Below are 22,130 nucleotides of genomic sequence, written 5' to 3'. Positions count from 1 at the left end.
CCCCTTTGTAAAGGAGGACCATGCCACGCATCTCCGTCATCGTTCCCGTGCTGCGGGAACCCCACATCAAGGTGTTTCTGGACCGGCTTCGAGCCCGGTTCGGAGACGCCGTCCATGAGGTGGTTGTGGTGGACGGCGATCCCGGCGGGGAAAGCATTGCCACCCTTGAGGGCACCCCTGCCGTCACCCTGACGGCAGGCGGTGGCAGGGGGCCGCAGCTCAACGCAGGGGCCAGGGTAGCCACGGGAGAGATCCTTGTGTTTCTCCACGCCGACACCCGGCTCCCGGACCGGGCCTTTAACCGCATCCGGGAGACCCTTTCCACCGGGCGCTATGTGGCCGGGGCCTTTACCCTGCGCTTTTCCGGGGACAAAAAAGCGTTTGCCCTGATTTCCCGGGCAGCGGGCCTGCGGTGCCGCCTCACGGGCATTCCCTACGGGGACCAGGCCATCTTCATGCACCGGGCCGACTTTTTCCGCCTGGGCGGGTTCCGGGAGATCCCCGTCATGGAAGACATCGAGCTGATGCGCCGCCTGCGGAAAAAAAAGGAGCGGGTCTGCATCCTGCCCGAGGCGGTGACCACCTCGCCCCGTCGCTGGGAAAAAGAGGGGGTGATCTACTCGCTGGTGCGGACCTGGCTGCTGGCCACTTTGTTTGTCTGCGGCGTCCCGGCCGAACGCCTTGGAAAGCACTATCGGCCCCACGCGCCCTGATTCACAAGAGAGCAGGGGAGACCAAGCAAAAAAGGCCCTGCATGATAACCATGCAGGGCCTTGATATTTTTTAAGTGGCGCGCTCGGCAGGATTCGAACCTGCGACCACCTGATTCGTAGTCAGGTACTCTATCCAGCTGAGCTACGAGCGCGCAAATGGGTTTTTCCGGTTTAAGATAAAAATGGCGCGCTTGGCAGGATTCGAACCTGCGACCACCTGATTCGTAGTCAGGTACTCTATCCAGCTGAGCTACAAGCGCACAAATGGGATTCAAAGGAGATAAAGTGGCTTCGCAGGGGCCGTCCCTTTGAAATGGCGCGCTCGGCAGGATTCGAACCTGCGACCACCTGATTCGTAGTCAGGTACTCTATCCAGCTGAGCTACGAGCGCACATAAAAACCGAAAAATATCTGCGGGATGCGAAACCCGCAAACAGGTAACTTTGAAATGGCGCGCTTGGCAGGATTCGAACCTGCGACCACCTGATTCGTAGTCAGGTACTCTATCCAGCTGAGCTACAAGCGCACAAGGGGACCAAAGAAAAAGCTTTGCGGTTGCGTTCGCAAAGCCCGTCTCTTTGAAGTGGCGCGCTCGGCAGGATTCGAACCTGCGACCACCTGATTCGTAGTCAGGTACTCTATCCAGCTGAGCTACGAGCGCGTCTCAAAGTTGGCTTTCTTTTAATCCAAAGCGCGTCGGCTTGTCAACGTGAAAGTTCCACTTTTTTGACGTCCAAAAACCGCGAAACATGCGTATGACAAGGGTTGAGCATGATATCAACCCCATAGCCCTCCCGATTTTTTTGACACAGGTTCCCTTTGGAGTGGTCCAGCCCCCCAAATCGGAAACATCGGCCCCGGCCAAGAAAGAAGGTGCACCCGTTGGCCCGATGGGGTATAGAGAGGCTTTTCATTCATTCACGGCGCCCGCGGGCGCATTTTTTCCACCAGACATCCGGGTGCCTGTCGGCGTTCGGGGACGGCTCCATGAAAAACGATACCTATTATATGGATATGGCCATTGAAGAGGCCAAAAAAGCTGGACAAAAAGGAGAGGTTCCTATAGGTTGCGTGATTGTGGCAGAAACCGGAGAAGTGATCTCTGCCGCCCATAACCTGACGATTTCCCTGTCGGACCCCACGGCCCATGCGGAAATCCTCGCCATACGGAAAGCCTCGAAAGAACTGAACAATTACAGGCTTCCCGGAATGAGCTTGTACGCCACCATCGAGCCCTGCATCATGTGCATGGGGGCCATTGTCCATGCGCGTTTTTCCCGCGTTGTCTTCGGGGCATGTGACGAAAAGTGGGGGGGAGCCGGTTCCCTGTACAACCTGGCCGACGACAGTCGGTTGAATCATTCCCTTGACGTTATCCCTTCGGTCTGTGCCGATGCCTGCCGCACGCTTATGCAGGATTTTTTCCGGCTCAGGCGCAGGGAACAGAAGGCGCGCAAAAAAAGCGCCCTTCAGCAAAACACGTAAGCATGGCACGTGAAGCGCGCCGGGCATCGTCCTCCATGTCATGCCAGGCAGTCGCTCACCGCCCATCAGTTATATATACGCTGGCATGGCGGGGGAGGCGTCCACCCTCCGCTTGTACCATCAAATGAAACGCATGGACGCATCAACTTTAATTTGCACACATGTCAAGGAGCATCTTGTGGGTAACTATGTGATTGTCGGAACACAGTGGGGTGATGAAGGAAAAGGGAAGATCGTAGACCTCCTTTCCGAACACGCCGATTACGTTGTCAGATTCCAGGGTGGGAACAATGCGGGACACACCATGGTTGTTGACGGAGAAAAATTCATCAGCCATCTCGTTCCCTCCGGCATCCTTCAGAAAAAGAAATGCTTCATCGGAAACGGAGTGGTCGTAGACCCCGAAGTGCTCCTCGAAGAGATCGCCTACTTGGGGGGCAAAGGGGTTGACGTCAGCCCCGAATATCTGCGCCTCTCCGATCGGGCCCAGGTGATCATGCCCTACCACAAGCGCATCGACCACGCCCGGGAGATCAAAAAAGGCGACGGCAAGATCGGCACCACCGGTCGCGGCATCGGCCCCTGCTACGAGGACAAGGCCTCCCGTGTGGGCATCCGCTTTCTGGATTTCCTCAACGCCGACGTTCTCCGCGCCAAGGTCACCGAAGCCCTGGAGGAGAAGAACTTCCTCCTGACCAACTACTTTGGCGAAGAGCCCGAAGATGTGGAAGCCACCATCGCCCACTGCCTCAAGCTGGCCGAGGAGCTGAAGCCCTACATCACCGACACCTCCGTTGAAATCAACACCGGCATGGACAAGGGCCAGCACGTGGTCTTCGAAGGTGCCCAGGGCACCCATCTCGACATCGACCACGGCACCTACCCCTTTGTCACTTCCTCCAACACCGTCTCCGGCAACGCCTGCGGCGGCGCCGGCGTTGGCCCGGGTAAAATCACCGGTGTCCTGGGGATCGTCAAGGCCTACACCACCCGTGTGGGTGCCGGTCCGTTCCCCTCCGAGCTGTTTGACGAGGTGGGCTCCTACATGCAGGAGAAGGGCGCAGAGTTCGGCGCCACCACCGGTCGTCGCCGTCGCTGCGGCTGGTTCGACATGGTGGTCCTGAGAAACGCCGTCCGCCTGAACGGCCTCACCGGCCTGGTCATCACCAAGCTTGACGTCCTCGGGGGACTTAAGGAGCTGAAGCTCTGCACCGGGTACGAATACAAGGGCGAAGTGATCACCGATTTCCCCGCCGACCTTGATGCCCTGGACAACTGCACCCAGGTCTGCGAGACCCTTCCCGGCTGGGACGAGGACATCTCCGGCGTGCGTTCCTACGACGATCTCCCTGAGAATGCCAAGGCTTATCTCAAGCGCATCGAAGAGCTGGCCGGAACCCCCGTGGATGTTGTTTCCGTGGGCCCCGGCCGTGAGGAAACCATCGTTCTAAAAAAACACTTCTGATCCCTTTTTTGGGTTTGACATTTGGCACGCGTTTCGGTAGAAGTGTGTCCGTAAAACAAACGGGATGTGGCTCAGTCTGGTAGAGCACTGCGTTCGGGACGCAGGGGTCGGAGGTTCGAATCCTCTCATCCCGACCAAAAAAGATATAAAAGGGGACATCGTTTAAATACGATGTCCCCTTTTTTTATTCCCCCGTCGCAAGCCCAACAAATAAAGCGTCAAAACCGCCAGCCACTCCCTTCAGCTATAATCCTCCCCCACAGCCAAAGCCCCTCAAATGAGCCCCACGGCTTTCAGAAACAGTGAACTCACCCCGCAACACCGCCATGATTGCCACAGCCTCAAAAAACGCATTTTTTGGCCCATCCGCAAACAGAGGAGGGGACGCGTGCCACGGTTGATTTCGTATTGAGCACAGCTGCTATTTTCCAAGAAAGGCAAGAGAGAAGACACGGCCCCGTAAAACCAACGCAGGCCAAGAGAAAGGGTAGGGTGCGGCTCCCGCACCAGTCAGCGTCCCAAAAGCCGCTCCAGCATCCTTGCAAAGCAAATCGCGACGAACACCAAAAAGCAAAGGGTAAGGGCACTCCACACGCAAAACGATGCCCCCATGGAAGGACGGCCACGCCGGACATATGGCATGTTCCGATACCACACAAGGGAACAAAAAAAGACGACCGCGATCTGTGGCATCAAAAAAGCATGACAACATGCGAAATGAATTGCTCTCAAGGTGAGCATCAGCTAAAGCTAATTATCGAACATTGTAGCAAAGATTTGGCTCTTGCCGTTTTATTGCGCCCCTCACCCTGAATGAAAAGGCCTACGATGAAATTGAGACTCAGAGCATTTAGCCTGCTAATTTTATGGTTTTTCGCACCGGTTATGGCATCAGCGGCTCCGGAAACAACCGCAGAGTATCAAAAAATGATCACAGAATGGTCCGAGGACATTTCAAAGGGGCGCAACCTTTCGTGTGCCTACTATCAACGTGGGCTCGCTTACCTGAAGCACCAGGAATTTAAGAAGGCAATTGGGGACTTCCAGAACGCTCGTCAACGAGAACCCATCATCTGCCATAATAAAAAGGGCGCATACGGAATAAATGTAGGTAATACTCATTACCTTGAGGGAATATGCTGGTATGAGCTCAATACGTTCGATCAAGCTATTTCCCGTTTTGATAACGCAGTGGCAACAGATGGGTACATCGTGTCCAGAACCCTCTACTATCTCATGGGAAAGTCATACGGGTATCAATCAAAATTTAAGGACGCCATTTCAGCGTATGATAAGGCCATCGCCCTCGACCCGAAATACGCTGAGGCCTATCACGCAAGGGGTCTGATGTACGGCCGTCTGGGGCTCAAAGACAAGAAGAGGCAAGACAAATCCTACGCACGATATCTTGATCCTGATTTGACATCGGAAAGAGACTGGGCCATTGTTTCGGGGCTGGCATTCGCCTTCGGTGTATTTTTGATTCTCTTTCTGTTACTTCGAACCATATCCAACATGCTTTTTAAGGTGCCGGAACCCGTACTGCTTAAAGGACGCCCCAGCTATCCAGCGAGCCTTCTTTTCATTACCACACTGTCTTCCATGCTCTACTTTTCGTGGCTCGGCTACCTTTCGCCGGCAGCGAAGGCGCATGTACCGGATCCCCAGGCCTATCCTGGCAGCCACGTCTTTTTGGCCCTCTCTTTGGCGGCGGGTGTCGGATATATACACCTCATCATGAAACAATTCGCGCTGACCAAGACCAGCCTTTATGTACGCTCCATGCTTGGGTTTGGAAGGGTAAGGCGGATTAAACTGTCCCAAATCCGGGATATCAACACAGTAATGGCCCCTCAATGTCCAGACTTTATACAATTGGATCTAAAAACCGGAAAAAAGCATCGAATCCAATACCTTCATGATGTGCATGGGCTTGTTGACCGGATAAAGCCATTGCTTCAAGCAAGCGATACAGCCCAGGTTGGCCATTGACAATTGAGACGCCTTTTTTTGAAGGGCCGTTTTATCTTTAGCAAAATCATATGCCTGATCCCGGACTGAAAGAGGGGGGATGTCAATTATCAAGACTCGACCAATTTCCCCAGTAGACCGTTCAAACAGAAAACGCTCGAAAAAAATGCGCACGTCACCTTCGGCAGACAGGCCGAGGAGAAAGCCCCTCTCAAGCGCGCCTGAAAAGGGAGATACCGCCGTATAACTGAGAGGTGGGACGGGGCTGCGGGGCAGCCCCGGTCTTTAGGGTATTGCCTCCCTATGGGTGGAAGCCTGGGCTTATTGGTTCTTCACGCAGGTTACTCCGTTGCCAAAAATCCTTCATGGAAGGTGACCATACCCCGGGGCACGGTGTCGGCAAGGGGCATGGCCATGAACACGTCCGGGGGGACACCTTCAACGATAAGATCCGAAGGATTTCGGAACCCGTGTTTTTTGTAGTATCCCGGATCACCCACCAGCACGCAGCCTTTGGCACCCATAGCCTTGAGCCGCTTGACGCCTTCCCGAATGAGAGCACCCCCGATCCCCTGTCTCTGGTGCCCGGGGAGTACGGAGATGGGTCCGAGGCCGAACCAGGCTTCGGTGCCATCGGAAATGGTGACAGGGGAGAATGCCACGTGGCCCACCACCTGGCCTTCGGTCTCCGCCACAAGGGAAAGGGTCAAAGCGCCTGCCTTTCGAAGGGCATGGAGGATGTAGTGTTCTGTCTGGTTGCTTACCTTGAGATGCATGAAGGCCGCCACCGTCACGCATGTGATGGCAACGATATCATCCGGGGTTTCTTCACGCAGGGCCAGGCCTGTATTCGATGATATGAATTGAGGACCGGCTTCTTCTCCGAACAGGGATGTTTGTTTTGCCTGTAAAGGCCTGGTGTCGTTTTTCATGTGATATCCAATTGTTCTGGCGGCTCACCCACGGCGCATGATAGGCGCAGGGGAATCGCGGTGAAACGTAATGTGCTCTGTGCTTCTTGGTGTTTGGATATCGTTGCCGGAACGGCAGGTGCACTTGGTGCGGGGAATGAAGATGGGGAAGTGTGTTATGTGACGCTTAAGCAAAGCGCCCGACAATACAGCATGGCGGACGGGGAATCACCCCGGGCCGAAAGGACCCTGGCTTCATTCGCTACCGAAGGGCAACGGACCAAACAAGCTCTCGTGCGATGGTATTCATAAGTAACATTTACTCCTTTCTGGCAATGCCGACGTTCATGGTTAACAGGGAAAGACAGGGGATAGAATTACGCCTTGAGATAAAAAATGTCAAGGCGTTGATGATGTTTTTATGAGGCTTTTTGGACCGATGCCGGTGATTTAAGGTTCATCAGGGAGTCGATATTTTTCTATCTATGTCAATGCATATGTGAATTTTCAGGCGAATCCAAAAAATCGTTGCGGTTGCCAGAGGCACACGCCAAATCAATTTGTCAAAGCTATCTGGCTATGGCGCACTTTTTAAAAAAGTGGCACAATTTGAATGAAGTATGGCGCGGTGTGCTATTTATGGCATCGCCCTGTTCCCCTATGATTGATCCAAAAAGCAGCACGCCTGACACAGGCGCAACTCAAAGTACATACAGGGAGATAATCATGGGAAATACAGCATTGATTACCGGCGCATCGAGCGGTATTGGAACCGAGCTGGCACGATATCATGCATCAAAAGGCGGCGACGTCGTCCTGGTTGCACGACGAGAAAACAAACTCAACGACCTCAAGGCGGAGCTGGAGAGAACCTGCGGCATCACTGCCACGGTAATCGCTGCCGACCTGGCCGAACCGGACGCAGCAGAAAAAATCTTTGCCGCCACCGAAGCAGCCGGCCTTGTCATTGATGTTCTTATCAACAACGCCGGGTTCGGCGGGCATGGAAAATTCCACGAGCGGAATCTTACAAAGGACCAGGCCATGATGCAGGTCAACATGGTCTCCCTGGTGAATCTGACCCACCTCTACCTCCAGGGCATGGTGAAACGAAACAGGGGGAACATCCTCCATGTGGCCTCAACAGCCGGATTCATGCCGGGACCGCTGCAGGCGGTCTATTACGCCACGAAATCCTTTGTGGTCTCCTTCTCCCAGGCCATTGCCGAGGAGCTCGACGGGACCGGAGTCACCTCAACAGCCCTCTGTCCCGGCGCTGTTGCCACCGACTTTGTCAAGGCAGGCGATCTTGACGGCCTCGATATCTGGGACAAGGCCCCCACCCCTGATACCGTTGCCAAGTGTGGCTACGACGCAATGGAGAAGGGCGAGCTCATCAAAATCAATGAAGCGGGCCTGAACTTCACCCTCAACTGGATTATCCCCTTCCTGCCGAGGAAACTGGTGCTGAAAATTTCCCGGAAGGCCATGGAAAAAAAATGAGCGTAACGATGGTTCGGGATGCCTCAGGCGGCCAGGTGGAGGCTCTTGGAAACCTGATGCCGAGTACCTGAACGCTGTCATCATCAGAACGGTTTTGAATCACCCCAGGGTTGGTTAGTCACAGGCGCAGCCCGTAAGCAAATGCGCAGGGGCTGCGTCACGGAGGAAAAAAAAATGAAAAAAGCATCCCGATTTGTTGTGCAGCGCGGCTGGAAAATCATGCTTGCGGACATGGGGCTCAACACGGCCCATGTGCTTGCCTTGGCGGGCTTGCCCGCGGATCTTTTTTCGCGGAAGGATGCTGCATTGAGCCCGGCTGATTATTTCAGGCTCTGGGAGGGGCTGGAACAAATAGCCGGGAACGAGGAGCTCCCGTTGATGGTGGGGCGGGCCATTTCGGTGGAGTCCTTTGATCCCGCGATCTTCGCAAGCCTTTGCAGCCCGGACATGAACACGGCCCTGCAGCGGCTGGCCAGGTTCAAGCCCCTTATCGGCCCCATGACCATGGACGTGAAGATTGGAAGAGAGGTGACCTGTGCCACCCTGGATTGCTATGGCTACACCCACCGTATACCGCGATCCCTTGGAGCTGCAGAACTGGTGTTTTTCACACAGCTGATTCGCCTTGCAACGCGGGAACGGATTGTTCCCACTGTTTTGGAGTTACCTGAGCTTCCGGGCAACAGCGCCCCCTACACCGAGTATTTCGAGAATCCGATCCGGCGAGGCAAAGCGATCCGCATCGGGTTTTCTGCGACCGATGCGGGCCGTCCCTTTCTCACGGAAGATGCTTCCATGTGGAATTTTTTCGAGACGGAGCTGAAACAGAGGCTTTCCGACCTGGAGGCCGAAACAACCTTCAGCCAGCGGGTGAAGAGCGCCCTGCTCGAAATGCTCCCCAGCGGCGAAAGCACCATTGAAGAGGCAGCTCGAAGGCTGGCGGTGAGCAAACGCACCCTGCAGAGGCAGTTGAGCCGGGAGTCTTCGAGTTATCAGGAGGTCTTGAACATCACGCGGGAAGCCCTGGCCAAGCATTACCTCTCCCGCTCTGCCATTTCTCCGCCCGAAATATCCTTCCTGCTGGGCTACCAGGACAGCAATTCGTTTTTGCGGGCTTTCAAAGGCTGGACAGGGGCAACGCCGGGTGAGTACCGAAATGAGCACTTCCAAGCCGATCAATTGCATTGATTTCGAGGTTGGGGCTGCCAAGGCTCACCTCGGGGCGGGCTGTTGTCGATGAACCGGTTGGTGCAACCCCAGGTACGCATAAAGCAATGGGTTGCCGATGGCCTGAGACTCATCCCTCCAAGACGAGAAATTGGTGATGTATAAGGCGTATTATCATCAGCATAAAGACTTGAACTGAACCGGACTCAGGCGATCCACACTTCAGATGCACACCCGAATTCAGGGGCATTTCTATCCCCAGACTTCTTTCATAACCCTCATCCAGTTTCCAACCATAATTTTACGGATCTCATCCTCTGAATAGCCGTGCTTCATCATGGAAGAAGGGGTCGCGTCTTGATATTGGACATTATGACTAATCCCTTCCGGTTTAGCACTATATGCCACAGCAGGCCCCATTATCTGGTTTGTGGGGCTCTTGTCCTATAACCAGATCGGCCTCAAGCCACCGACTAATTAACCGAATGAGTAGGGGTTGTGTCAAATGTCAAGACGCGCCCCCTTTCCACATGATCATTAATCCAGATCAAGATAATGGTTGTCAAGTGTGTAGGTCTGGCCCCTTTCCATTCGAAGTTTTCACGCATTGACAGCACTGATAAGTTCTGCTTTAAAGTCAACTGAAGTTATAAAGTGCTTCACTAATCCTGCATCACAAAGAAGAAGGCCTTTTGAAAATCTACCCGATGATCTCGCAATGTAGAGATACACATTGCATAGATTGACGCTTCGAGATGTGTGTGTGGTATCGAAACTCTATGTAAATAATTGGTTGGTGCGGGCACCGTCTTTGCTCGGGCAGTCTTTCCAACGGTTAAATCGAACAGCTTTTTATTACAGACGTTTCTGTGCTTAGAGGCTGTCCATTAACTATTCGGTGGGTGGCAAATATTATCAGTAAAGACGTGGTGTAGTTTTAAATATAGAAACGTGACGAAATTTAGTTCATGTTCACTTTGGGCAGATATCAATGTGCAGCTCAGTGAGGAAGAACAGCATGAAACTGATTTTGCTGACATGTTCTATAGACGGAAACAGTACCATGGCTATGAAATCAAGGTTGGTTTTAAGTATACATGCTGAAAGTTTAACCTGTAGGGATCGGTCTTTCGCCGTTACAGGCAACTGATGGCCAGTGGTGCGACTTTAATTTCAATTTAAGAGGTCGTAATAATTGGATAAATTTATAGAGTGGATGATTAACAACAAGGAATGGCTTTTTTCCGGAGCTGGCTTCGTATTACTCACATGGATTAGTCGTGTTATCTATGTACGAAGACAAGCTGTTACATCTCAGAAAATACGATCTGGCAATAACTCAACAAACATTCAAGCTGGCCGGGATATACAATTTTATAGCGAGTCAAAACACGATAATGTTGAATAATAATCATAATCAATCTATTTCGTCAGGTGATGGTTCTTTCAACTTGTTAGCAGGAGGGGATATAACTTACGTCACAACAGTCTTTCCAACAGATCTTGTTGATAAAAAAATTAATGAGGAACTATCCATTCTCCGTATGTCACGATTTTTTAGTGAGTTTGACCTATCCAGTGCAGCACACATGCTTACAAAGCGACTTATTGAAGGGGACCTATCCACGGGTACAGATACGGTAAGGAGCTTGGCACTGGCATGGTGTGCACGATTGCTGTCTCGAACTGATGAGCTAGGCAAAGTCGAAGGCTACTTGGAACTCGCAAAAAGCTTGGGGGCTTGCCCTGAAATTGAGATCACAGACGCTTTTATTTCTTCGCAGGAGGGCGACAAAAGTGCTGCTCTGAGTAAGTTGGCAGGAATTAATTCGCCTGTTTCAAACTCGGCAGCATTTATTATTGTGGCTCACCATGAAGGTGGTGAGGAGGCACTTGGCTGGCTTGCAAAGGTTGGGATTGAAGCTAATGATCTGGACGCTGACGGTAAATATTATCTTCTGCACCAGCAACTTGAGGTCGGTCTTTGGTCAATGGCAACAGGGACTCTTGATAAGTTGAATGATCAAGACTTTGAGAATGCGCCGATTCTTCATCACATATCAGCGATAACTCGTCTCATGAGCACAGTGCCGATTGAACTTCGTGTTTCTATTCTAAACCAGTTGCCTTTTGGAGCTGCTGATTTTCCTCTCGCATCAGACGCAACTTCGATGGAGGCACGGCTTAGAGCACAACAACAATTTGTTACTGCTGCAGTCGTTGCACGGCAACTAAATTGTCATAGGGCAGCAGCGGTAGACGATGATTATGCACTGTGGCTTCAACTAAAAGACCCTGAGAAATCGGATAGTGCAAGACGACAGCTAAAGGAAAAATTGCGCTACACCAAGTCAGCTCTTCGCTTGGTGCCTCTCGGCGTTCAATTCGGAGTGAAGTTCGACATATTGGCTGTGCAGAATGAGATCGAACGACAGATCACCCTTAATGGTGGAATTACACAAGACGCTGCAGTCGCGCGTTTGGCACTCGCCTTTACGCAAAAAACTCCAGAAGATGCTGCAAACTACATTGCTCATCACTACGATGAGCTGTCCAAGTACCTTGATGAAAAAGTGATGGGGTCTCTGCAGATCGAGATGTATTCGAGAGTTGGTTTGGTTGAAAGAGCAAATGAATGTTTAGGTCTGATATCATCCAAGGGGCTTTCTGATGCAGAGAAAGGCCGTCTCCAGAGAATCATCTCAGAGGCAGAAGGTGCAGACCCTGTTTCGGCTCGAAAGCTGCAGTTCAAGGAAAGTGATTCATTGGGAGACTTAGCGTCTTTGGTCAGTGAACTCAACATTACAAAAAAGTGGGATGATCTCTGTGAATATGGAACCATTCTATTTGAAAGGACAGGTTCGTTACGTGATGCGGAAATTCTTGTCAATGCTTTGGTAAATGCTAATAAAAATGAAGCAATTGTCGAGTTTGTAAGGGCAAATCTCAATCACTTATCGCAATCCAGAAAGCTTCAAATGTTCTACTCTTGGGCGTTATACCACGAAGGAGAAATCCTTGAGGCTCGTAACGAATTGGCGAAGCTGAGTGATGACCAGGAGAATCCAAATTATCGTGCTTTAGAGGTTAATATTGCTATAGCTCTTGGTGATTGGAACTCTCTATCAATGATTGTCGTAAGAGAATACACGGAAAAAAATAAAAGAAGCGCTCACGAATTGATTGACGCTGCTCAACTCGCTCTACATTTGGGATCGCGTCATGCCAAAGATTTGATATTTGAGGCGATCACAAAGGCTGGTGACGACGCTTCGATTTATAGTAATGCGTATTTATTGGCTTCGAACGCGGGATGGGAGGACGATCCTGAGGTTGGAAGGTGGCTTCACCGAGCTGCCGAACTCTCTGGAGGCAACGGTCCAATTCAAAAAGTTACATTAAAAGAGCTCTTTGACTGGAAACCGGACTGGGATCGACGAGAGACCGAAATTTTACAGTTGCTGAGACGTGGCCAAATCCCAATGTCTCTTGCAGCTAAATCTCTCAACAAATCATTGGTCGATTTAATTCTATTTCCGGCACTGACAAATCTTTCAGAGGGTGACCCAAGGCGCAGAAGCATCATTCCTGCATATAGTGGTAAACGACTAACAGCACAGCTTAATATTGCTGATATGACCGTTGGCATTGATGCCACGACCTTACTTACCCTGACCTTCTTAAATTTATTAGACAAATCATTGGATGCTTTCGACGCCGTCTATATACCGCATTCGACCCTTCCATGGCTGTTCGAGGAAAAACAAAAGGCCGCATACCATCAGCCGAGTCGGATTAGAGGTGCACACTGGACACGCGACTTGTTAGCAAGAGGTGTTCTGGAAAAGTTTGTTCCGAGTACAGTTGCGGATAGCCAATTATCAGCTCAGATTGGTGATGAGTTGGCACTGCTGATATCCGAAGCGGAAAAAATCAGAGACGATGATGACACGCAACGGATTGTTGTGCGTTCGTTTCCTGTTCATAGGATATCTTCGTTCATGGAGGAAGAAGCTGACTTGAGTGAACATGAAACAGTTCTGAGTAGTTGCCTGTCTATTGTGGAAAAGCTGCGCGAGAGAGGTCAGCTCACAGTAAAGGAGGAGAAAAGAGCGCGTTCATACTTGCAGTTACATGAGAAGCCTTGGCCAAATCAACCAGTTATAAGTGAGAGAGTAGTACTGTATATAGATGACTTAGCGATGACTTTTTTTATCCATCTTGGACTCTTAGAAAAGATTCATGCCGCGGGTTTTAGAGTGATCGCCTCGCATAGAAAAGTATCAGAAGTTAATGCACTTATAGCTTATGAAAACATATCTGACAAAGTCAACGAAGCGATAGAGAGCATACGAAGTGCCATTTATTCAAGAATTGTGTCTGGAAAAATTAAGGTTAGCAAGAGACGTAACCTGAATAAACCAGACGAGCAATCAATATCTGAACACGCTACTTTTGGTGTAATCAATCTTACCACCATATGCGATGCGATAATTTCAGACGATAGGATCCTCAATCAGCACGCGCATATTAATGATGGAAAAGGGCAAACACCAGTATTTTCAACGTTGGATCTTATGGATACGTTGGCTTCAGCTGGCATGATATCTACTGAAAACCTATTCGAGTACAGGTCATTACTTCGCCGTGCCGGATTTCTCTTTATGCCGGTCTCCGAGCACGAACTGAAACAGCATCTGATAGCGTCCTCTGTTAAGGACGATCAAATTATTGAGACGGCGGAGTTGAAAGCCATCAGGGAGAGCATTCTCCAAGTTCGAATGACGGACTGGCTTCAGCTTCCAGAGGAAGTAAATTGGTTAGATTCCACTCTTAGGGCATTCATTAGGGTATTGAGGACATTGTGGACGGATGGCGTTGATCTCTCCAAGGTAACGGCCCAATCTAACTGGATCGTTGATCAAGTTGATGTCCGTGGCTGGGCTCATAGTCTAGGACCAGAGAATGGTGACAATGCTGTCAGGATCGGACGTGGTTTACAAATTTGGTTGTTTCTTTCCCCCCTACCCGACGTTTCGCAGGAAATAAATGATGCCTATTGGGGTTGGGTGGAGTGTAGGTTTTTAGCTCCTATCAAGGAACAGTTTCCTGACCTGTACTCTTGGATTGTTGAGTATCAAAAAGCACAGATTGTAGAAATGATCGATACGGAGTTGAGTAAGGATGAAATGATATGAACAATACTCTTTTGAGCAGGACCGATTTGGCTCAGATCGCGTTGTCATTAGTGCCCCCAATAGTACGCAATACCTTACTTGAACAAACAGAGTTTTGTGATGACTATGGCCTAAAACCTGCTGTTATTCTTGATATTAACGATTCTGGTATATCAATTCAACGTTCGATACTCTTTGATGCTATTCGTGAGGTTCTTTCGGGCTCACTCGAATTGGACGTAATCGACACAGTTGGCAGGGAGTGGAAGCTTACAAACGAATCTAAAGGGGAAGATTTGCCTAAGCTGGTTATTTATGCCGACGACCGGCGTCTCCTTCTCCCCAATTTCGTCATGCTATCTCCCAATACCTCTTTACGTCTCCGCACACTCGATCAGGAAGCGGCGGATGTCAATTTACCAACTAATGCCTATGAATATTGGCGTACTATTCTTTCGGAACGCCCCTTAGAAGATGACGAACTTCTCGAGTTTCAAAGTGATTTTGACGATACCCCGGTCCATGTAGCGAGATCGATATGCAATAAGATCGAAACCGGGAAATGGGGCATTGAGTCTCTCGTTCCTTCTTCTCGAAGATATTTTGACAGACTTGTTGGCGCGTACGACGGGAGTATGTCCATCATGAATTATGCTACAGGCGAAGGTAAACAGGTCTTGGCGCAGCTCTCTGCATGGAACCCCTATGAAGGCTTCTTATTTAGCCTTCTCTTGTCATCACATAATGCACTTACGACCGAAATTGGTATCGATCACGTAAGTAGTGACGACATTATCCGAATATTCGAGTTCTTGGTAAAACAGGGAGACAGAATATCCCAACTTGGTGCTATTGAAGTTGGCTTGCGCATACTACCTGAATATCCCGAGATTGAGCCACTTATTATTCGTCTCATCGAAAAGATTCGTGATGACAATCTTGACGGTTCGGAAAGCGGATTGAAGCTCCTCTTGGCGTTGTTCGTTCTCGTAGACGGAGAGCTATCTAGGACGCGATTAATGGCTTCTGAGCCGCCTTTCTACAGAAGGTTGGCAGCACTGTCACAGGCAGCGCTCATTAATCGTCAACTTGTAAATTACTGTATTCCAGAAACATTTTGTGAGTGGGCGTTCAAAAATCGTGGGGAGCATCATTACATACAATCCCTCGTTGATATGCGTTTGGAGCCATGCTGGGAGTCTAGCCTTGCATCGGCATCTCAGATGAAGGCGGATTTCTTCGGGCGCATCATGATCGCGGCCACTTGCTATGATACGAATACGGCAGGCAGCGAACTTCGTGACCTCATTTTTGGAATAAAGCCCGACAGCCTTCAGTCACTCAGTGAGTTCCCTCGTCCGTATTATCCGGGACCCCTGGAGGGGGCGGAAAATAGCCTCAATGTCTTACCCCCCTATCTTTCTGACACTATTGAGGAACAGCTTAACGCTGATGAGTTAGGTCCATCCTCCTTTATCGCTCTTGTAAATTCTGCGAGGATCTTCCGAGTTGAATCCGACCAAGTAGAATTGGCAGCAAAGGCACTTAAGATAGGGAACTATCGTCTCTCAAATGTCGAAGACAAATCACAGCTTCTCGGCATATTGAATGGGCTGGCCACTGTTGGCAGGAATCCGGGACTTGCCGTTGAATTGCGAATCCTTATGCGTAGATACAGGTGTGATGCGCAGTATGATTTATCAATCGCAGAGACGGTGAGAATCTGTCTTGTTGCATCAGCAAGCATTAAGGATCTTGCTAAATGGCGCGAGTTTACAGGGGAATGGTTAACCGAATTAGCTTTCGGGGAATTGAAAGGCGATGAAGGGAGCATTCTGCATTCCCTTTTGCAATACCTTTGTCATACAACTCCAGAGCTATGGGTAACCTGCTCAAAAGCAGATGCAGCCCTGAAGGCGTATAATGGAACCCGTCATCCGCGATGAATGAGATACACTGTTGTCACCCAATTGGGTAGCCGGGTGTTCTCCACCCAGTCCCCACCCCCGGGTGACGCACTAAAATTACCGAGTCGTAAACCTGTTAATGAGCTGCTAAGGTCTCCGTATTGCGGAAATCTTTGAAAAAAACTCGAGTTCTTCTATCCGTTTTAGTGTTGAGTCCCTTTTTATGCATACAGCCTCACTCAACAATCAAGACAGTGCGATCGTTCCCAGAACAATTGTCCGATTCCGTTCCATTGTCCAACCCGTTCAAAAGATCGAATCCAGTCCGGTCTGATATCTACATTATCCCACCATAAAACAAGTGCTTTTCTGAATGACACTATAGATGAGAGCCTGGGTGTATCATGCCGAACCCGTTTATAAATCCACCTGACGTCTGGACAAGGGTGTCGGCGGCCACGGACCTGACCATCCCGAGAAAAAGACATGCGAAAAGAAGTTGTTTTCTCATCGTGTTTCCTCCTGTCACAGCTTGTGCGATGCGTTGGAACTGCGGATGTAGTTGTTTACCTTGAAGCTCTGATAACGCAGAAGATGGGAGCATTCAGCTCGCCGGGGTAGTGAGGGTGCTTTGTGTGAAAGGCAAAGAGGAGAGAAATAAGAGAGTTGCCCATTTCATAATCCGAATGATCTCAGTTCTTTATCCTTGCGTCAAGGGACGGCAAGGGCCCCATGCGAAAGGGCGTGATATTGCATTGACGCACCTGAATAACAACGAGAAAGAGGGGATGAAAGGTATTTCCTACTTTTTGAAATCCCGGTACAGCAAACTGGGTTGAATGCCCTTGTTGCCCTGATACTTCCCGCTGGAATAGGTTTCATGGGAGCCTTCAAGGGTGTGGTAATAAATCTGACAGACCTCGACACCGGAATAAATCCTGATGGACTGGATGCAGAATATCTCCAACGTCCAAAACCCTTTGAACCCGACATCGCCAAAACCTGCCGTCACATGAACAAACAGGCCGAGCCGCCCGATGGAGGAGCGGCCTTCGAGCATCGGGACCAGATTGCTGGTTTCTGTGTATTCGACGGTCCGGCCCAGGTACAGCCGGTGGGGTTCCAGGATGAGCCCCTCGGCTGGAATGGTTATGCTTTCGGTGCTGTGCTCTTTTTTCATGTCAAGGACCGGGTCGGTGTAGATCAACAGCTCATCGTGCAATGTCAAATTGTAACTATTGGGATTTATCCTCTTTTTATCAAAAGGCTCGATGCAAATGTCGCCGTTGAGCCTCGATTCGATCTCTTTTCCGGATAAAATCATGTTGATCTCCTTGCGGGTCTGGTTGAGGTGGGCTTACATTCGAAGGTTTTCTTGTAAGGGGTATATACAGAAGGGGGCTTGTCGATTGCAAACGTTTGGCTTCCAAACGCATTTTGGCCGCTTTTATGGCAAAAGCGGCCAAAAAAATCAAGGTACTGGATTTATCTTGCTTTGATCACTGGCCCATGCCCTGATCTCCTTCCATAAAAGACTTAAGCTCATCGCTGTTTTTCGTTGCGCTTGCACTTGCCGGGGGCCACTCCTCAAAGGTTGCAAGGTGCTTTTGAACCAGGCGTTGGGCCGGGCCGAAGGCCCACATCTTTTTGCCCATCCAGTTGATGTACATGCCGGACTCATCGGCAGCCCGCTCGTAAGGATCCTGCCGCAGGTTAAAGAGAAGGGGAGCACCTAATCTCTCTTTAGCCCCGAACCATCCTCCGCGTTGAACGATGAAATGCGCTTTCCAGTCCCCGTAGCGAACAGCCTGGAGGGTGGTGCGCTCGTAGTAGATGATCTCTTTTCGTTTGGATGGGCCCTTGCCCGTGAGAAGGTCCATCTGATTGTACCCATCCAGGTGGGCTTTTTGCCCTTTGTACCCTTTGAGCAGCTTCTTTTTCAGATCCTTTGGTCCCCCCGCTGCGGCTACCAGGGTCGGAAGAAAATCCATGCCGTCAAAGAGCCCGTTGTTTACAACGCCCGCTTTGATCTTGCCGGGCCAGCGGATGAGCATGGGAACCCGCACGCCGCCCTCCCAGGTGGTGCCCTTTTCGCCGTGGAAGGGGGTCATGCCACCGTCGGGCCAGGTCATGATCTCCGGTCCGTTGTCTGCTGTGAAGATAACAATGGTGTTGTCGGCAACCCCCAGTTTGTCCAGACGGTCCAGCACTTCCCCCACGTGGTCGTCCAGGTCCTTCATGACCACTTCCTGCATGCCCCAGCCGTTGGTCCCCAGCATTTTTTCGTACTTTTCAGAGAAGTAGGACCACACATGGGCACGTGAGGGGCAATACCAGGTAAAAAAGGGTTTCTTGTCAGCCACGGCTTTTTCAATGAAGGCCAGGGCGTGTTTGTTCACCTCATCGTCCAGGGTCTCCATGCGTTTGGGGGGGATTGGGCCGTCATCCTCGATCTTCTGCTTGCCCTTGGAGGTAGCCCAGGCGTGGATGGCATTTCTCGGCTCAAAAGCTTTGAATTCCTTGCTATCCGGCCACTCTGGATCCGAGGTGTATTCCATGCCGTTAAGATGGTAGAGCCAGCCCCAGAACTCATCAAACCCATGTTTTGTGGGAAGGAATTCATCACGGTCCCCCAGGTGGTTTTTGCCGAACTGACCGGTGACGTATCCTTGAAGCTTGAGGAGCTCAGGCAGGGTAGGGGTCTCCGGTTTCAGCCCCACAGGATCCCCGGGAAGCCCCACGGTGTGCATGCCCGTCCGCACAGGAAATTGGCCGGTGATAAACGCCGATCGCCCTGCCGTGCAGGTGGGCTGGGCATAGTAATCGGTGAATCGCATGCCTTGGGCTGCGAGCTTATCGATGTTGGGGGTGCGACCACTCATGAGCCCCTGGTGATAGGCCCCGATATTGGACCACCCCACATCGTCAGTGAAGATAACAAGGATGTTGGGTTTATCAGCGGCGACTGCGGATTGAAAAGGGACTGCCAGTACGACAAGGAGGCTGGCGAAAAAGACGATGATGGGCTTCATGGAAGACTCCTTACGCTTGGGGTGAGGGGGCATCCGGTACTGGATGAAAGGCCGGTTGCCGTTGACTTAACGTCTATGTTTGGAAAAAACGTGGGTTCTGCAAAAAGGTCTGGGCTTGAAAGGAAAAGGGGAGATTGTGGCAGTGGGAAAGGTGCTGAAATTGGTAGCGAAGGGAGTCGGGATCTCCTCTGTTATGGGTTAGTATAAAGGGGACATAGGGCTGAGGCAAGCTCTAATAAAAGCAAATGTAACGATGGGCACGCTTCGCTTTGCCCATCCCCCGTGTGGCACACGGCTACCGGAGTCGTTAACCCGAGCCCTGTAGGATGGGCAAAGGCAAACCCGCAACCGTTGGGTGGGCGATGGCCTTGGCGCCGTGCCCATCGCGTGTGGCGAAAGACTCTGTTGGTTGGGAAGGTGCGGGTTAACCGTGCAAAGATGGGCACGCTCCGCTTTGCCCATCCTACGTGTGGCACACGGCTACCAGGGTCGTTAACCCGAGCCTGTAGGATGGGCAATGGCAAACCCGAAACCGTTGGGCGGGCGACGGCTTTGGCGCCGTGCCCATCGCGTATGGCGAAAGATTCTGTTGCTTGGAAAGGTGTGGGGTAACCAGGCAAAGATGGGCACGCTCCGCTTTGCCCATCCTACGTGTGACACACGGCTGCCGGAGTCGTTATAACCCGAGTTCTGTAGGATGGGCAAAGGCAAGCCCGCAACCGTTGGGATGGCGACGGCCTTGGCGCCGTGCCCATCGCGTGTGGCGAAAGGGTCTGTTGGTTGGGAAGGTGTGGGGTAACCGGGCAACGATGGGCACGCTCCGCTTTGCCCATCCTACGTGTGGCACACGGCGACCGGAGTCATGTTAAACCCGAGCTCTGTAGGATGGGCAAAGGCAAGCCCGCAACCTTTGGGCGGGCGACGGACTTGGCGCCGTGCCCATCGCGTGTGGTGAATGGTTCTATTGGTTGGGAAGGTGTGGGGTAACCAGACAAAGATGGGCACGCTTCGCTTTGCCCATCCTACGTGTGGCACACGGCTACCGGAGTCGTTAACCAGAGCCTGTAGGATGGGCAAAGGCAAGCCCGCAACCGTTGGGCTGGCGACGGCCTTGGTGCCGTGCCCATCGCGTGTGGCGAAAGGGTCTGTTGGTTGGGATGGTGTGGGGTAACCGGGCAACGATGGGCACGCTCCGCTTTGCCCATCCTACGTGTGGCACACGGCTACCGGGGTCGTTAACCCGAGCCTGTAGGATGGGCAAAGGCAAGCCCGCGCCCGTTGGGCTGGCGGCGGCCCTGGCGCCGTGCCCATCGCGTGTGGCGAAAGGGTCTGTTGGTTGGGAAGGTGTGGGGTAACCAGGCAAAGATGGGCACGCTCCGCTTTGCCCATCCTACGTGTGGCACACGGCTACCGGGGTCGTTAAACCGAGCTCTGTAGGATGGGAAAAGGCAAGCTCGAAACCGTTGGGCTGGCGATGGCCTTGGCGCCGTGCCCATCGCGTGTGGCGAAAGGGTCTGTTGGTTGGGAAGGTGTGGGGTAACCGGGCAAAGATGGGCACGCTCCGCTTTGCCCATCCTACGTATGGCACACGGCTACCGGGGTTGTGGTAACCCGAGCCTGTAGGATGGGCAAAGGCAAGCCCGCAACCGTTGGGTGGACGACGGCCTTGGTGCCGTGCCCATCAGGTATGAGGAAAACCGGCCATGTCTGGAATGGCCTTTGTCGGCCTGCGTCAATGAGCATGACGCGCCCTTTTTTTCTACTTACCGGTTGAGGCTTATGCTCAGCCCGTATGAGAGCGTTTCGTTTTCCGGTTCGACCACATGGCCGATGGGCGCGCCATCGGAGTAGAGGTCGCCAACCTCTGAACGCTGCATGTCCCAATAGGAAATAAACGGCTCGATGGAGACTGAAGCGCCCCCGGCAAGAGCCCTTTCAAACATCAGGGAGCACCGGACCCCATAGCCTTTGCCAAAGTCCTGATCAAGGGAAGGATCATTGTAGGCTGGGTCTGCATCGCTCACGTGGCTTTTCACGGTCCCCCGACAAAAAAGATCGTATTCTGCCGTCAATCCCCACGTCCACTTCTCGGCAAGCGGTCCCGCCGTTTTCACACCGATGGGGGCATACCAGTAGTGAATTTCTCGTTCATATCCGTAGGCAGAGGAGATAACGTCGTTCCAGTAGCGATACCCGACTCCCGTGTAGGGCGTTATGAGGTACCTGCCCTTGATGCCGATATCATAGCCGATAAGGCCCCGGCACTCCACGAGCCAATCATCCGTATCTGTTTCAAAAGGTGTCCCGTCCTGGAGGTGGCCGTCGTAATCAAGGCTGCCCATGCTGTATTCGACGCTGGCATGAACCATCACATTGTAAGCCGTGTGGTGCGTATAGTGTCCGACCACGCCATACATAAACCCCGTCTCCTCCATGATGCCGGGCTCCTTGTAGTCGAAATAGTGGGTTTTCAGCCCCACGCCAAACCGATGCCGGTCTGTTAGCGGTGTTTGGGTGCCTGCAAGGGCAGGGGTAAGCATGCTTATGAGAAAAATCATTGACAGCAGGCTGCCCTTAAACGTCTTTTTCATGTCTCTTTGTACCTCACATCGGTTTCGGCCATCCAGTCAAGCCGCCGGAAAGCAGTTCAAACGCACAGAAATGTATTGCCGGTTTCCTGATTTACTTAAAAACGCGCCAAATGGTAGTACGGTTCACGGTTGTTATCAAGGGGAGACATCATCACGTGGCGATGTTTAAGGGCAAGGGAGGATGATTTTTTTTTGGGGGGGAGGGAAT

13 protein-coding genes and 6 tRNA genes are annotated in these 22,130 nt (G+C 51.6%); 9 read left to right on the top strand and 10 right to left on the bottom strand.

Annotated elements, in window-relative coordinates; all coding sequences use genetic code 11:
• Nucleotides 1-20 precede the first annotated feature (20 nt).
• The gene (locus ACOYW0_RS24275) at nt 21-713 is read left to right on the top strand and encodes a TIGR04283 family arsenosugar biosynthesis glycosyltransferase (protein WP_482416291.1); all 693 of its coding nucleotides are present in this window, start codon (nt 21-23) and stop codon (nt 711-713) included.
• Nucleotides 714-788: 75 nt separating this feature from the next.
• Here ACOYW0_RS24275 and ACOYW0_RS24270 read toward each other — a convergent pair.
• From ACOYW0_RS24270 to ACOYW0_RS24250, 5 genes are all read right to left on the bottom strand, one after another.
• Nucleotides 789-865 (bottom strand) — tRNA-Arg (locus ACOYW0_RS24270).
• A gap of 31 nt (nt 866-896) precedes the next feature.
• A tRNA-Arg gene (locus ACOYW0_RS24265) sits at nt 897-973 on the bottom strand.
• A 54-nt stretch (nt 974-1,027) separates the two neighbouring features.
• Nucleotides 1,028-1,104: transfer RNA gene (locus ACOYW0_RS24260), tRNA-Arg, on the bottom strand.
• Between the two features lie 58 nt (nt 1,105-1,162).
• Nucleotides 1,163-1,239 (bottom strand) — tRNA-Arg (locus tag ACOYW0_RS24255).
• Between the two features lie 58 nt (nt 1,240-1,297).
• Nucleotides 1,298-1,374: transfer RNA gene (locus ACOYW0_RS24250), tRNA-Arg, on the bottom strand.
• Between the two features lie 326 nt (nt 1,375-1,700).
• Between ACOYW0_RS24250 and tadA the strand changes: the two genes are divergently transcribed.
• The 4 genes from tadA to ACOYW0_RS24230 all read left to right on the top strand — a co-directional run bounded on the left by tadA (nt 1,701) and on the right by ACOYW0_RS24230 (nt 5,655).
• On the top strand, nt 1,701-2,198 hold the full coding sequence (tadA, locus tag ACOYW0_RS24245) for a tRNA adenosine(34) deaminase TadA (protein WP_482416290.1): 498 nt from the start codon (nt 1,701-1,703) through the stop codon (nt 2,196-2,198).
• A 178-nt stretch (nt 2,199-2,376) separates the two neighbouring features.
• A complete protein-coding gene (locus ACOYW0_RS24240) occupies nt 2,377-3,663 on the top strand; it encodes an adenylosuccinate synthase (RefSeq protein ID WP_180145456.1) in 1,287 nt (428 codons plus the stop codon).
• 60 nt (nt 3,664-3,723) lie between these two features.
• Nucleotides 3,724-3,800 (top strand) — tRNA-Pro (locus tag ACOYW0_RS24235).
• Between the two features lie 691 nt (nt 3,801-4,491).
• Nucleotides 4,492-5,655: a tetratricopeptide repeat protein gene (locus tag ACOYW0_RS24230; RefSeq protein WP_482416289.1), complete on the top strand. Its 1,164-nt coding sequence runs from the start codon at nt 4,492-4,494 to the stop codon at nt 5,653-5,655.
• Nucleotides 5,656-5,975: 320 nt separating this feature from the next.
• Here the strand turns inward: ACOYW0_RS24230 and ACOYW0_RS24225 are convergent, their stop codons facing one another.
• Entirely contained in the window at nt 5,976-6,566 is a 591-nt protein-coding gene (locus ACOYW0_RS24225) for a GNAT family N-acetyltransferase (RefSeq protein ID WP_482416288.1), read from the bottom strand.
• Nucleotides 6,567-7,271: 705 nt separating this feature from the next.
• Here ACOYW0_RS24225 and ACOYW0_RS24220 point away from each other — a divergent pair.
• Nucleotides 7,272-8,048 (top strand): SDR family NAD(P)-dependent oxidoreductase, encoded by a 777-nt coding sequence (locus tag ACOYW0_RS24220; RefSeq protein ID WP_180145469.1) that lies wholly within the window; start codon nt 7,272-7,274, stop codon nt 8,046-8,048.
• 174 nt (nt 8,049-8,222) lie between these two features.
• The gene (locus ACOYW0_RS24215; protein WP_482416287.1) at nt 8,223-9,236 is read left to right on the top strand and encodes an AraC family transcriptional regulator; all 1,014 of its coding nucleotides are present in this window, start codon (nt 8,223-8,225) and stop codon (nt 9,234-9,236) included.
• A gap of 231 nt (nt 9,237-9,467) precedes the next feature.
• Here ACOYW0_RS24215 and ACOYW0_RS24210 read toward each other — a convergent pair whose 3' ends face one another.
• Nucleotides 9,468-9,635 carry a membrane dipeptidase gene (locus ACOYW0_RS24210; protein ID WP_482416286.1) on the bottom strand — a complete coding sequence of 56 codons (168 nt, stop codon included), beginning with the start codon at nt 9,633-9,635 and terminating at the stop codon, nt 9,468-9,470.
• Nucleotides 9,636-10,504: 869 nt separating this feature from the next.
• Here ACOYW0_RS24210 and ACOYW0_RS24205 point away from each other — a divergent pair.
• Entirely contained in the window at nt 10,505-14,413 is a 3,909-nt protein-coding gene (locus ACOYW0_RS24205) for an HTH domain-containing protein (RefSeq protein WP_482416285.1), read from the top strand.
• Nucleotides 14,410-16,338: a hypothetical protein gene (locus ACOYW0_RS24200; protein WP_482416284.1), complete on the top strand. Its 1,929-nt coding sequence runs from the start codon at nt 14,410-14,412 to the stop codon at nt 16,336-16,338. The genes ACOYW0_RS24205 and ACOYW0_RS24200 overlap by 4 nt, the downstream gene beginning before the upstream one ends.
• A 763-nt stretch (nt 16,339-17,101) precedes the next feature.
• Here the strand turns inward: ACOYW0_RS24200 and dcd are convergent.
• The 3 genes from dcd to ACOYW0_RS24185 all read right to left on the bottom strand — a co-directional run bounded on the left by dcd (nt 17,102) and on the right by ACOYW0_RS24185 (nt 21,922).
• Entirely contained in the window at nt 17,102-17,623 is a 522-nt protein-coding gene (gene dcd / locus ACOYW0_RS24195; protein ID WP_482416283.1) for a dCTP deaminase, read from the bottom strand.
• Nucleotides 17,624-17,798: 175 nt separating this feature from the next.
• The gene (locus tag ACOYW0_RS24190) at nt 17,799-19,331 is read right to left on the bottom strand and encodes an arylsulfatase (RefSeq protein WP_482416282.1); all 1,533 of its coding nucleotides are present in this window, start codon (nt 19,329-19,331) and stop codon (nt 17,799-17,801) included.
• Between the two features lie 1,763 nt (nt 19,332-21,094).
• Nucleotides 21,095-21,922, bottom strand: coding sequence for an autotransporter domain-containing protein (locus tag ACOYW0_RS24185; protein ID WP_482416281.1), 828 nt, complete (start codon nt 21,920-21,922; stop codon nt 21,095-21,097).
• Nucleotides 21,923-22,130: the final 208 nt, after the last annotated feature.

It is taken from the genome of Desulfoluna sp. HI9BLuna (genome assembly GCF_056829775.1).
The sequence above is the reverse complement of the archived record's forward strand: the minus strand, read 5'-3'. Positions and strand labels throughout refer to the sequence as shown.

Excerpts from the sequence above, each read along its gene's own strand:
- ACOYW0_RS24275 (WP_482416291.1), top strand. The coding sequence starts at position 21 with ATGCCACGCATCTCCGTCATCGTTCCCGTGCTGCGGGAACCCCACATC.
- tadA (WP_482416290.1), top strand. The coding sequence starts at position 1,701 with ATGAAAAACGATACCTATTATATGGATATGGCCATTGAAGAGGCCAAA.
- ACOYW0_RS24230 (WP_482416289.1), top strand. The coding sequence starts at position 4,492 with ATGAAATTGAGACTCAGAGCATTTAGCCTGCTAATTTTATGGTTTTTC.
- ACOYW0_RS24225 (WP_482416288.1), bottom strand. The coding sequence starts at position 6,566 with ATGAAAAACGACACCAGGCCTTTACAGGCAAAACAAACATCCCTGTTC.
- ACOYW0_RS24220 (WP_180145469.1), top strand. The coding sequence starts at position 7,272 with ATGGGAAATACAGCATTGATTACCGGCGCATCGAGCGGTATTGGAACC.
- ACOYW0_RS24215 (WP_482416287.1), top strand. The coding sequence starts at position 8,223 with ATGAAAAAAGCATCCCGATTTGTTGTGCAGCGCGGCTGGAAAATCATG.
- ACOYW0_RS24210 (WP_482416286.1), bottom strand. The coding sequence starts at position 9,635 with ATGGGGCCTGCTGTGGCATATAGTGCTAAACCGGAAGGGATTAGTCAT.
- ACOYW0_RS24205 (WP_482416285.1), top strand. The coding sequence starts at position 10,505 with ATGTACGAAGACAAGCTGTTACATCTCAGAAAATACGATCTGGCAATA.
- ACOYW0_RS24200 (WP_482416284.1), top strand. The coding sequence starts at position 14,410 with ATGAACAATACTCTTTTGAGCAGGACCGATTTGGCTCAGATCGCGTTG.
- dcd (WP_482416283.1), bottom strand. The coding sequence starts at position 17,623 with ATGATTTTATCCGGAAAAGAGATCGAATCGAGGCTCAACGGCGACATT.
- ACOYW0_RS24190 (WP_482416282.1), bottom strand. The coding sequence starts at position 19,331 with ATGAAGCCCATCATCGTCTTTTTCGCCAGCCTCCTTGTCGTACTGGCA.
- ACOYW0_RS24185 (WP_482416281.1), bottom strand. The coding sequence starts at position 21,922 with ATGAAAAAGACGTTTAAGGGCAGCCTGCTGTCAATGATTTTTCTCATA.